The 11,421-nt window shown below is 73.1% G+C and carries 9 protein-coding genes; 6 read left to right on the plus strand and 3 right to left on the minus strand.

Features of this window, described 5'->3' with window-relative positions; genetic code table 11:
* Nucleotides 1–85: 85 nt before the first annotated feature.
* The 3 genes from BKI49_RS04260 (at nt 86) to BKI49_RS04270 (ending at nt 5,772) form a co-directional block, all read left to right on the plus strand.
* Nucleotides 86–1,486, plus strand: coding sequence for an SWIM zinc finger family protein (locus tag BKI49_RS04260; protein ID WP_095932839.1), 1,401 nt, complete (start codon nt 86–88; stop codon nt 1,484–1,486).
* On the plus strand, nt 1,483–4,134 hold the full coding sequence (locus tag BKI49_RS04265) for a DUF7824 domain-containing protein (RefSeq protein WP_095932840.1): 2,652 nt from the start codon (nt 1,483–1,485) through the stop codon (nt 4,132–4,134). The genes BKI49_RS04260 and BKI49_RS04265 overlap by 4 nt, the downstream gene beginning before the upstream one ends.
* Nucleotides 4,135–4,332: 198 nt before the next feature.
* Nucleotides 4,333–5,772, plus strand: a complete 1,440-nt coding sequence (locus tag BKI49_RS04270; RefSeq protein WP_095932841.1) for a GNAT family N-acetyltransferase — start codon at nt 4,333–4,335, stop codon at nt 5,770–5,772.
* Nucleotides 5,773–5,901: 129 nt separating this feature from the next.
* Here BKI49_RS04270 and BKI49_RS04275 read toward each other — a convergent pair whose 3' ends face one another.
* Complete coding sequence (locus tag BKI49_RS04275) at nt 5,902–7,128, minus strand: trans-sulfuration enzyme family protein (protein WP_373557518.1); 1,227 nt, start codon at nt 7,126–7,128, stop codon at nt 5,902–5,904.
* Between the two features lie 60 nt (nt 7,129–7,188).
* Between BKI49_RS04275 and BKI49_RS04280 the strand changes: the two genes are divergently transcribed.
* Entirely contained in the window at nt 7,189–7,761 is a 573-nt protein-coding gene (locus BKI49_RS04280) for an Lrp/AsnC family transcriptional regulator (protein WP_257004613.1), read from the plus strand.
* A gap of 61 nt (nt 7,762–7,822) precedes the next feature.
* Complete coding sequence (locus BKI49_RS04285; RefSeq protein WP_095932842.1) at nt 7,823–9,514, plus strand: DUF885 domain-containing protein; 1,692 nt, start codon at nt 7,823–7,825, stop codon at nt 9,512–9,514.
* 43 nt (nt 9,515–9,557) lie between these two features.
* Here BKI49_RS04285 and BKI49_RS04290 read toward each other — a convergent pair whose 3' ends face one another.
* Nucleotides 9,558–10,073 carry an immunity 21 family protein gene (locus BKI49_RS04290; protein ID WP_095932843.1) on the minus strand — a complete coding sequence of 172 codons (516 nt, stop codon included), beginning with the start codon at nt 10,071–10,073 and terminating at the stop codon, nt 9,558–9,560.
* A gap of 68 nt (nt 10,074–10,141) precedes the next feature.
* Nucleotides 10,142–10,732: a rhodanese-like domain-containing protein gene (locus tag BKI49_RS04295; RefSeq protein WP_095932844.1), complete on the minus strand. Its 591-nt coding sequence runs from the start codon at nt 10,730–10,732 to the stop codon at nt 10,142–10,144.
* 201 nt (nt 10,733–10,933) lie between these two features.
* Here BKI49_RS04295 and BKI49_RS04300 point away from each other — a divergent pair, with 201 nt between their 5' ends.
* The gene (locus BKI49_RS04300; RefSeq protein WP_095932845.1) at nt 10,934–11,380 is read left to right on the plus strand and encodes an Lrp/AsnC family transcriptional regulator; all 447 of its coding nucleotides are present in this window, start codon (nt 10,934–10,936) and stop codon (nt 11,378–11,380) included.
* The last annotated feature ends 41 nt before the right edge of the window (nt 11,381–11,421 follow it).

Raw genomic sequence — 11,421 nt, forward strand, 5'->3', positions numbered from 1 at the left:
GTCGCTCGGCGCGGCCCAGTCCGGACCGTCCGCAAGTACGCGCAGGTCAGAGCCGATTGTCAGTGGTCACCTCTACGGTTTTTCCATGACGCGATCTTTCCAGGCCGTGGCCTACACCCGACCCTCCGCGCTGGAGTCCGCACCGGGCGGACAGCGGCTGGGACTTGAGACCTCGCAGGGCGCGACGCCCACGGGGATCGAGGCCCACCCGCGCTTCTTCGCGGGCTTCCTGACCTCCCCTCAGGTCGCAGCGGCCGGGCTTCTGGCGGTGGCCGACGTCGCCGCGGCCCGCTACTACCAGCGGCAGTTGAGCGCGTCCCTGGACCCGGTGGTCACGGGCAACGGCGACCGGCTCCGCTTCGAGTCCTTCTCCGGCTGCGGCGGTGTGTACGCGCGCCTGGACGTCCTGACCCCGGGTCTCGACGGCGGCGAGGTCGGCCACGGCACGACCAATGTCGACGTCAACAACCCGCTGCGCGAGGCGCTTTCCCGCATCGGCACGGACGATCCGCTGCACCTGCGGGTCGGCCCCGACGACATGACGGTGACCACGCTGGACGGCCCCGTCGTCGAGAAGAAGGTGCCGCTGCCGGACCGCTGGTTGCGGGGGTTCGCCGAGGCCCAGGTGACAGCGGCCGGTTTCGACCTGCGGGCCGATCTGCCGGCGGCCGAGGCAGTGCGTTTCCTGCGCTCGCTGCCGCGCGGCACCGCGCGCGGCGCGTCGCGTGGAGCCCATTGGGTGGTGCCGACGGGGCGCGGCCTGCGGCCCACGACCCGCCCGGTGCCGGGGGCGGTGTGCCTGCCCGGTCCGGACCGTCTGATCGCCCTCCAGCGGGTGCTGCGCCACGCGTCGGCGCTGCGGGTGTACGGCCCTCCGGTGACCGGCGAGACCACCGCCGCGGCCTGGGAGGTCGTCCTGCCGGGGATGCGCCTGACGCTGACGCTGTCGCCCGACTCCGCTCGCGGGTTCTCCGGGGAGGGCGGGGTGCTGGACGCCCTCGCGACCGACGAGGCCGCCGAGGACGCGGAGTTGATCGCCGTGCTGCTGGCCTGGGAGCCGCGCGTCGACGTGGGAGACCTCGCCGTCGCCTCCGGCCTGCCGGCCGAGCGGGTGCGCGCCGCCCTGGTCCGCCTCGGCACCTCGGGCCGCGTGGGGTACGACACTGCGGAGGCGGCGTACTTCCACCGCGAGCTGCCGTACGACGCCGAGCGGGTGGAGCGCCACAATCCGAGGCTGCGGTCGGCCCGGGCCCTGGTCGCCGCGGGTGCGGTCGCCCTGGACGGCACGCTCGGCACGGTGACCGCCGAGGACGGCCACGTCCACCGAGTGCGCGACGACGCGGGGACGCTGAGCTGCTCCTGCCTGTGGTGGGCCAGATACCGGGGAGGACGCGGACCGTGCAAGCACGCGCTGGCGGTGCGCATGGTGCGGCGGGGAAGCACGACGGGGCAGCGGGAGACGCGGATCGACGGGGGTGTGCGATGAGTCGCGAGGCACTGGTCACAGCGGTACGGGCGGGGCAGACGATCGAGGTCACCGGCCTCCTGGACGGGATGACGGATGCCGAACGACGGGCGTGCCTGCCCGCGTTGAAGGAGCTGCGCAAGGAGTTGCGGGGCGCTCCGTGGAGCGCCCCGTCCCGCAAGGCCTATCCCGCGCTGCACGCGGCCGGCGCGGCATGCCACACGGGCGCCGCTGGGGCGGCCACCTGGATCGCGGCGGCCGACATGCGCTGGTCCCAGGCCTCCCCCGGCGTGCTCCTGCACGTCCTGGGCGACCGTGAGCCCGAATGGCTCAGCGGCGTGGCCCACCGACTCGCGCAGCGGCCGGTCACCTCCCGGGTGCCGTACGCGTTGACGGCGGGCCTGGTGCGGCTGTCGGGCTGCGAGACGCCGACGACCGACGCGCATGTGACGGGCTGGTTCGAGCACATCGGAAGCGCGTGGCACCAAGGCGACACCGTGGTCGAGCGCCTCCGCCGGGAGCCGCACCTGCCGGTCATGGTCGCCGCGCTCTTCGAGTCCCTGGAGGTGACCGGCCGGGTCGGGTGGCTGTTCGGTGACGGTCCGGACAGCTGGTACAGCGCACTCGCGCGGCTCACCCGGGAAGGCGCCCTCGACCGCAAGGTCATGGTGGACGCCTGTGTGGCCCGGCTGCTGCGCGGTGGCGCGGCCGCCGACCAGCGGCTGTTCCTGCGCCTGTTGACCTGCCTCGACCTGACGCGGGACGAGGAGCGGGAGCGGTCGGCGGACTGGACGGCACTGGCCTGCGACGCGGCGTCGCCGGTGGCTTGGCACGCCCAGTCCGTACTGGCTTCCCTCGTCCTGGACGGCGAGCCGGCGCTCCGGCTGCTCGCCGAGATGACCTCGGGGGTGCTGTTCCGGCCGGAGAAGAAGCTCGTCCGGGCCCAGCTCATCCTGTTGGGCAAGGTGCTCAAGCGTGATCCGTCGAGCGCGCCCGACCTCCTGCCGGCGGTGGCGCAGGCGTTCGGGCACCAGGACACGGAGGTGCAGGAGCGCGCGCTCAAGCTCGTGGAGCGGCACTTCGCCCGGCTGGACGGAGCGGACGGTGCCCGTGAGCGGATCGCCGAACTGGCGGCGGAGTTGAGTCCCGGGCCACGTGCCCGGGCGGAGCGGCTGCTGGGCGCCGGTGTGGTGGATTCCGCGCCGGTGGTCCACGCGGAGGTGCTGCCGCCTGTGCCGGAGCGCCCACGGCTCGCGCCGGCGCCGGGATCGGCGGTGGAGGTGGCCGAGGAGGTCGGCGCCCTGCTGGCGTCGGGCGGCGACGTCGCCACGTTCGAGCGCGCGTTGGACGGTCTGGTCCGGCATGCGCACGACGATCGGGAGGCGCTGCTGGAGGCCCTGCGTCCCGCCGTCGCACGGCGCTGGTGGGTGGACGCCGACGTCTCCGACACGCAGGTGGACCGGTACTTCCGGGAGTCGCCCCACGGCCTGGAGGTCCTCCTCGCGGCGTTGCTCGGGCGGGTGCGGACGGCCACGCTCCACGCGGCGGTGCAGCAGAGGCCGGACAGGGGCGACTGCCCGCACCGTGCCCTGTCCCGTGTCTTCGACGCGCGTCTGTGGGAGGTGGCCCATCGGATCCGTACCGATCCGCTGCCGTTCCTGCTGGCCACCCCCAGCTGGTCGACGGGGCTGCTGGAGCCGGACGAACTGGTGGCACGCCTGGCCGAGTACCGGCGGCTCGACGCCCGGGCGGGAGCGGCGGACTTCGCCCAGGCACTGCTGCGTGTCCGGCGGGACGGCGACGGGGCGCCGGCGGCCGCGGCGGCACGAGCACGGGCGCTCGGCACACCCGAGGGGTACCGGCTGGCCCAGTGGCTCACCGCGCAGGGCCCGCGTCTCCCGCTGAGCCGCCGGCGGACCGCGGGCGCCCGCATCCTGCTGGAGATGGGCGAACTCGACGAGATACAGGGACAGTTCCCGCCGGAGTTCCGGCGGCTGGGACGTCCGCAGTCCGTCTTCAAGAACCGCACGTACTGCCCGCACTGGGACCGGGCGGAGCGGCAGCACTGGTCGGCGGTGCTGCCCGGCCGCCGGGAGATGGTGGCGGCCCGCGTGCTCGGCGACCTCGCCTCGGCCGCCGTGGACGACAGCCGGAAGGAGGCCGCGATTCTGCCCCTGCTGGCCGAGGCCGACGGCGAGGCGGGCGAGGCCCTGCACCTGTGCGTGGCGTACGGGCTGGCGGCGCGCGACCCGGAGGACCGGCTGTGCGCCGTGGACGCCCTGCTGGTCCTGGCTGCGCGCGGTCAGCTCGACGCGGAGCGGCTCGGTGCCGATCTCGGCCAGTTGGTGCGCCGCGGTTGTGTGAAGCCGCTGCGGCTCGCCGAGTCGATACGCACCGCGGCGGCGACCGGCGCGTACGCCACCGTTTGGTCGGTGCTCCGTGACGCGCTGCCGATCCTGCTGGCCGACCTCGCGACGGACGGTACGGGCGGCAGTGCCACCCGCGGGCTCGGGGACCTGCTGGAGGTCGCCGCGGACTGCGCCGAGCGGTCGGGGGCACGCGGCGATCTGGCACATCTCGCCCGGGCCGCCGGGCGGCGCGGCTCGTCGCGGCTGGTCACCCAGGCCCGCCGCCTACGGATCGCGCTGACACAGGAGGCAGCCGCCTGACGTAGGCCCGGCCCGTCGGCGGCATGACCCGAGGGGGACGCACCGCTTCTGACGAGTCTCGTGACCAGTGCGGAACACGAGCGGTCCGGGCCGAGCAAAGGACCCTTAAAAAGAACTGCAAAAGGGGCAGAACGACACTTAACCGATCAGTCACAAAGCGTTCGTGATCACGCAACACCGTTCCTTCACAGTGGCTGTATGACTCCTGACATGTCTGATGTGACCCGTGCGAAGCACGGGCGCCCCATACACCACTGGCGGCGGGACGTCGTCGAACTCGCCGCCCTGTTCACGGCCGTGGCCGTCGCCGACGCCGTCGCCAACCTGATCGGGCACGGGCCCGACGGCCCTGCCCTGCTCGTGATCTCGGCGGTGATCCTGGTCGCCACGGCCGGCTTCCACATCTGGTGGGCACGGCGCCACGGCCACGCCCCGCCGGCGGACGATACCGGCGCCCGGCCCGGCGCCCACGGGCGACGGGCCGGGCGCTCCGGAGAGCCCGCCGCGACCCCGCAGACCACCGCCGGGGAGACCGTGCTGTGGCGGATGCGTACGACGGTGCAGGACGCGCCGGGTTCGCTGGCGGCGCTGTGCACGGCACTGGCCGGGCAGCGGGTCGACATCCTGAGCCTGCAGACGCATCCGCTGGCGAAGGGCACCGTGGACGAGTTCCTGCTGCGCGCCCCCGCGGACCTGGACGCCGCCGAGATCACCCGGGCCGTGTCCCGGGCGGGCGGTGCCGGGACGTGGATCGAGCGCGCCGACGCCCACGACCTGGTGGACGCTCCGACCCGGGTGCTCGGCCTGGCCACTCGCACAGCACTCGACGCCGCCGAACTCCCCCTCGCTCTCCGGCAGTTGCTCGGCCGCTGCACCATCCGGTCGCTGCCCGGCAAGTCGCCGGTCTCCGGACGGGTGGAGGAGGGCGCGCCCGTGGAGGGTGCCCTGGAGGGCACCGTCATGCGGCTGCGGGCCCCGGAGGGCGGTGTGATCACGGTGGAGCGGCCGTATCTGCCGTTCACGCCGACCGAGTTCGCGCGGGCGAGGGCGCTGGTGGAGCTGGACGCGCGGCTCGGTCCGCGGATTCCGCGCAGCCAGGACGTACTGACGCTGCCCGAAGGCAACGCCATCACCGTGCGACGGGCCGACGGGTCCGACGTCGAGGCGGCCAAGGCGATGCACGAGCGCTGCTCCGCGCGGACGCTGAGCATGCGGTACCACGGCCCGGTGGGCGACGCGGACCGCTACCTCACCCACCTGCTCAGCCCGCGCTTCGGTCGCACCCTGGCAGTGCAGACCGCGTCGGGCCGCATCGTCGGGCTCGGACACCTCCTCTGGGACGGGGACGAGACGGAGATCGCGCTCCTCGTCGAGGACGACTGGCAGCGGCGCGGCATCGGCAGCGAGCTGCTCGGCCGACTGGTGGCCCTGGCCGTCGAGGCCGGCTGCGAGAGCGTGTACGTCGTGACGCAGGCCTCCAACACCGGCATGGTCGCCGCCATGCGCGGCCTCGGTCTCCCCCTCGACTACCAGATCGAGGAGGGCACCCTGGTCATCACGGCCCGCCTGGAGCCGGCCGGCCCGGCGCGGCTGCCGCAGGGCGAAGAGCAGCGCGGGGAGCGCGTCGCGCGCGACTGACCGTGTCCCGTACGGACGCCTCGCCGTCCGGCCCCCCGTGGGTCCGGACGGCGAGGTCGAGCCGGGCGTCCGCCGTCACTCGGACCGGCCCGGCTCCTCCCCCGCTCCCACCCCCGGCGTGCCGCTCCCCTACGCCACGGGCACCGTGTTCCCCAACGCCGCGTCGAGGTCGGCCCAGAGGTCGTCGACGTCCTCCAGGCCGACCGACATCCGCAGCAGCCGGTCGCTGACGCCGGCGTCGTGGCGGTCCTGCTCGGGCACGATGCGGTGGCTGATCGAGGCCGGGTGCTGGATCAGGCTGTCCACGCTGCCGAGGCTCACGGCCGGGGTGACCAGACGGACCCCGGCGATCACGTCGTGCGGGTCCCCGTGGACCTCGAACGCGATCATGGCACCGCCGATGTGCGGGTAGTGGACGCGGGCGACGCGCGGATCGGCGGCGAGGCGCCGGGCGAGTTCGGCGGCGTTCGAGGACGCGGCCCGCACGCGTACGGGAAGCGTGGACAGGCCGCGCAGCAGCAGATATCCGGCCAGCGGATGCAGGACACCACCGGTCGCGAACCTCACCTGGCGCAGCCGTCGGGCGAACTCCTCGTCGCAGGCCACCACGCCGGCCATCACGTCACCGTGGCCGCCGAGGTACTTGGTCGCGCTGTGCAGGATCAGGCGCGCGCCGTGTTCGGCGGGACGCTGCAGCACGGGGGTGGCGAACGTGTTGTCCGCGAGCAACGGCACGGAGCCGCAGGCGTGCGCGACGGCCCTGAGGTCCACCTCGGCGAGCGTCGGGTTGGCCGGCGACTCGACCATCACCAGACCGGTGTCCGGCCGCAGTGCGTCGGCGATGCCCGCCGGATCGACCCAGGTGACCTCGCTGCCCAGCAGACCCGCCGTCAGCAGGTGGTCGCTGCATCCGTACAGCGGGCGTACGGCGACGACGTGCCGCAGGCCCATCGCGTTCCTGACCAGCAGGACGGCGCTCAGCGCGGCCATGCCACTGGCGAAGGCGACCGCGCTCTCGGTGCCTTCGAGCCGGGCGAGCGCGGTCTCGAAACGGGCGACGGTCGGATTGCCGAGCCGTGCGTAGACGGGCGGACCGTCCGGTTCGGCGCCGTCCGCGGCGAACGCGTCGATGCGGGCGGCCTCGCCCCGGCTGTCGTACGAGGGGTAGGTCGTCGACAGATCGATGGGCGCGGCGTGAAGTCCCTGGGCGGCGAGATCGTCCCGCCCGGCGTGCACGGCCTCGGTGGCGAGCGCCCGGACCAGGGGCGCGGCGGACACCTGACGGGTTCCGTTCAGGTCGTCCCGGGCGTCGCGAGTGCCATATGCGTCATATGCGTCGTACACAACGGAGTCCATGCCGCGAAGCCTGAACACCGAACGGACCGTGAGCGCCACATCCCGTGTTACGTTCGCGCCATGGCCGATTCCGTCGTACTCGATCCGGTGGATCTTCATCTGCTGCGGCTGTTGCAGAACGACGCCCGGACGACGTACCGCGACCTCGCCGCACAGGTCGGTGTCGCGCCCTCGACCTGCCTGGACCGGGTGACCCGGCTGCGCCGTGCGGGGGTGATTCTCGGCCATCAGCTGCGGCTGGACCCGGCGAAGCTGGGCAGGGGTCTCGAAGCGTTGCTGTCCGTGCAGGTCAGGCCGCATCGACGGGAGCTTGTGGGGCCCTTCGTGGACCGGATAAGAGCGCTTCCGGAGTCCCGCACGGTCTTCCATCTCACCGGTCCCGACGACTATCTCGTCCATGTCGCGGTGGCGGACATGGCGGATCTGCAGCGCCTGGTGCTCGACGAGTTCACCTCGCAGCGCGAAGTGGCGCGGGTAGAGACCCGGTTGATCTTCCAGCAGTGGGACTGCGGTCCGCTGCTGCCTCCCCGCCGGGACGCGCACACGGGCCAGCCGTCCGCGGAACCGTCCGTGCGGTCCGGCAGGACCCCGGTGCCCGAGCAGCCCGCCAGGCCGACGGCGGGGGCCGGCTGATCCGGCACAAGAGCCGGATACCGGGCTGACGCGACACCCGTCCTCATATGAGGATGTCCGCATGTCACAGACGAAGAGCCCGCTGCCCCGCGAGGTCGCCGACACCTATGTCGACGAACTCATCGCCCTCGACCCGGTCCTCGGAACGTACCTCGGTGTGAAGGAGAGTCACGGCAAGCTCCCCGACACCTCGCCCGCCGGCCAGGAGGCGGTCGCGGAGCTCGCACGGGCGACGCTCGCACGGCTCGACGACGCCGAGCGGCTGCCCGGGGCGGACAGTGACATGGAGCGCCGGTGTGCCCGGCTGCTGCGCGAGCGGCTCACCGCCCAACTCGCCGTCCACGACGCCGGCGAGGGCCTGCGCGCGGTCGGCAACCTGCACACGGCGCCGCACACTGTGCGCGAGGTCTTCACCCTGACGCCGGCCGACACGGAGGAGGACTGGGCGGTCATCGCCGAGCGGCTGCGCGCCGTGCCGGCGGCCCTGGTGGGATACCGCGAGTCCCTCGCCCTCGGCCTGGACCGCAAGCTGTACGCGGGCCCGCGCCCGACAGCGACCTTCATCGGGCAGCTCACCGAGTGGTCGGACACCGACGGGCAGGGCCTCGGCTGGTTCGAGGACTTCGCGTCGGCGGGCCCGGACGCGCTGCGGGAGGAACTCGACACCGCCGCCCGCGCCGCCACCGAGGCGATCGTCGCGCTGCGGGACTGGATGCGCGACGTGTACGCGCCCACGATCGAGGGCGCGCCCGACACGGTGGGCCGTGAGCGGTACGCGCGGCTGGCCCGCTACTTCAACGGCACGGATCTCGACCTGGACGAGGCGTACGCCTACGGCTGGGCCGAGTACCACCGGCTGCTCGGCGAGATGAAGTCCGAGGCCGAGAAGATCCTGCCCGGCGCCGCGACCCCTTGGGTGGCGCTCGCGCACCTCGACGAGCACGGCAGGCACATCGAAGGCGTCGACGAGGTGCGGACCTGGCTCCAGGGCCTCATGGACGAGGCGATCGAGGCCCTGGACGGCACGCACTTCGAACTCGCGGAACCGGTACGGAAGGTGGAGTCCCGCATCGCACCGCCCGGTGGCGCCGCGGCACCGTACTACACCGCGCCGTCGCAGGACTTCTCCCGCCCCGGACGGACGTGGCTGCCGACCATGGGGCAGACCCGCTTCCCCGTCTACGACCTGGTCTCGACCTGGTACCACGAGGGGGTGCCCGGCCATCACCTCCAGCTCGCCCAGTGGGTGTACGTGGTCGACGACCTCTCCCGTTACCAGGCCACCGTCGGCCAGGTCAGCGCCAACTGCGAGGGCTGGGCGCTCTACTCGGAGCGGCTGATGGACGAGCTGGGCTTCCTCACCGACGCCGAGCAGCGGCTCGGGTACCTCGACGCGCAGATGATGCGCGCCGCCCGGGTCATCGTCGACATCGGCATGCACCTGGAGCTGGAGATCCCGGCCGACTCGCCCTTCCACCCCGGCGAGCGGTGGACACCCGACCTGGCGCAGGAGTTCTTCGACGCGCACAGCAGCCGCCCGGCCGACTTCGTGGAGAGCGAGCTGACCCGCTACCTCACCATCCCCGGCCAGGCCATCGGCTACAAGCTCGGCGAGCGTGCGTGGCTGCTGGGCCGGGAGAACGCGAAGAAGCGCCACGGCGACGCGTTCGACGCGAAGGCCTGGCACATGGCGGCCCTGTCCCAGGGTTCGCTGGGCCTGGACGACCTGGTGGACGAGCTGTCCCGGCTCTGAGCCGCGCGTACGGAGCGGCCGGGACCGGTACCCGCCCGGCCGCTCAGTGCGTCAGCCGACGCAGCTGCACCAATCCGAGCCAGGTCTCGGGGCCCGGCTCCGCGTAGGCGGCGCGCACCGCGTACCGGCCGGGTTCGAGAGCGACCCGCAGATGGTCGGTGCGCTCGGAGGCGGTGCCGGGCCAGGCCGCGTCGAAGAGGACCACCGGCCCCGGCACCTTCCACTGCACCTCCGGCTCCCACGCGGCCCCGGCCAGCGCGGCAGGTACACCGGAGAGGAGCTCCTGCTCGGACTCGGCGGCGCACCACCGTACGAAGGTGGCGTACTCGGGGAGGTATGCCGTGGAGGCGGGCTGGTCGCCGAGGACGAGGGCCCTGGTGTCCCCGACCGGCACGAGGCCGATGAACCCTTCCACGTCACATGCCCGGTCGTAGTCGGAGGACATGTCGTCGCCGTCCGCCCCCGACCAGAACGGCAGCACGACCTCCGGGATCGCTATGAGGGGTCCGCCGCCCGACTCCACCCAATCGACCGCACCTGGGTCCGCGTATCTGGCCATGCGCAGAAGCTACACGCCCGGGACCGCAGGGGTGTTCGGTGTCCCCCACCCTGTCCGATACGAGCGGATCAGCAGCCGCAGTCGTCCGTGCCGACCGGTGCGGTCAGCGGGTCCGCCGCGCGCCGCTCCCGGCCGTCCCAGGTCTCGAACTCGAAGCCCTCACGGGCCCAGTACTCGAAGCCGCCGAGCATCTCCTTGACCTGGAAGCCGAGTTGGGCGAGGGCGAGAGCCGCGCGGGTGGCGCCGTTGCAGCCGGGGCCCCAGCAATAGGTCACGACCGGAACCGACTTGTCGAGGATCTGCTCGGCCTGTTCGGGGATGAGCGCGGTGGGCAGGTGGACGGCGCCGGGGATGTGGCCCTGGTCCCACGACTCGGTGGAACGGGAGTCGAGGACGACGAAGCCGGCGTCGCCACCCTCGGCCAGGGCGGCGGCGACGTCGGACACGTCGGCGTGGAAGGCGAGGCTCGCGCCGAAGTAGGCGGCGGCAGCGGCCGGGGACGCGGGCGCGACCCGCAGGACGGGGTTCGCACCCGCCGACCCGGTCGCGGTCGCGCCGGTCGTGGTCCCGGTGGTCGTGGTGCCCGCCTCGGGCTGCGTCGTCGTCACGCTGCCGGTGGCGGTGGTGACGGTGGTGCTGGTGGCGGCGGTCGCGGTCATGGTCTGGCCTTCCCTCCCGGGTCCCGCCGGCCGGCGCCGGATGCGCGCACCCTCCGCGCGTCCGGCGGCCCGGTGCTTCCTGCGCACCCGGCCGAGCGGAACGTTCTGACCAGAAATCTACGGTCGGTGATCCACTTCCTGAAGTGACGATCCACGGCCTCTCTCTTGATCGGCCGGGGATTCGCCTGCTATCCATCGCACATGACCGCGTATTCCCCGGACGCCACCGACTGGCGCATCCTCGATGTCCTCCAGCGGGAGGGGCGGGCGAGTTTCGCCGAGCTCGCCCGCGCCGTCTCCATGTCCGCGAGCGCGGTCACCGAGCGGGTGCGCCGCCTGGAGGAAGCCGGCGTCATCCGGGGCTACGCGGCCGTCGTCGATCCGGAGAGCCTCGGCCTGCCCATCCTCGCGTTCGTCCGGCTCAGGTATCCCCATGGCAACTACAAGCCGTTCCACGACCTCGTCGCGGCGACGCCCGAGATCCTGGAGGCGCATCACGTCACCGGCGACGACTGCTTCGTCATCAAGGTCGCCGCACGCTCGATGAGCCACCTGGAGGAGGTGTCGGGCAGGATCGGCGCCCTGGGCTCGGTGACGACCAGCGTCGTCTACTCCTCCCCGCTTCCCCGGCGGCCCCTCAGCCACTGAGTCCGCCGCGCCGGGCGGCCGGGTGGCGAGACGTCCGGCGG

Source organism: Streptomyces sp. Tue6028, assembly GCF_002300165.1.
GTDB classification, from domain to species: domain Bacteria; phylum Actinomycetota; class Actinomycetes; order Streptomycetales; family Streptomycetaceae; genus Streptomyces; species Streptomyces siamensis.

Coding starts and splice junctions, on each gene's coding strand:
- BKI49_RS04275 (WP_373557518.1), bottom strand. CDS start 7,128: ATGGACTCCGTTGTGTACGACGCATATGACGCATATGGCACTCGCGAC.
- BKI49_RS04280 (WP_257004613.1), top strand. CDS start 7,189: ATGGCCGATTCCGTCGTACTCGATCCGGTGGATCTTCATCTGCTGCGG.
- BKI49_RS04290 (WP_095932843.1), bottom strand. CDS start 10,073: ATGGCCAGATACGCGGACCCAGGTGCGGTCGATTGGGTGGAGTCGGGC.
- BKI49_RS04295 (WP_095932844.1), bottom strand. CDS start 10,732: ATGACCGCGACCGCCGCCACCAGCACCACCGTCACCACCGCCACCGGC.
- BKI49_RS04300 (WP_095932845.1), top strand. CDS start 10,934: ATGACCGCGTATTCCCCGGACGCCACCGACTGGCGCATCCTCGATGTC.
- BKI49_RS04270 (WP_095932841.1), top strand. CDS start 4,333: ATGACTCCTGACATGTCTGATGTGACCCGTGCGAAGCACGGGCGCCCC.
- BKI49_RS04265 (WP_095932840.1), top strand. CDS start 1,483: ATGAGTCGCGAGGCACTGGTCACAGCGGTACGGGCGGGGCAGACGATC.
- BKI49_RS04285 (WP_095932842.1), top strand. CDS start 7,823: ATGTCACAGACGAAGAGCCCGCTGCCCCGCGAGGTCGCCGACACCTAT.
- BKI49_RS04260 (WP_095932839.1), top strand. CDS start 86: ATGACGCGATCTTTCCAGGCCGTGGCCTACACCCGACCCTCCGCGCTG.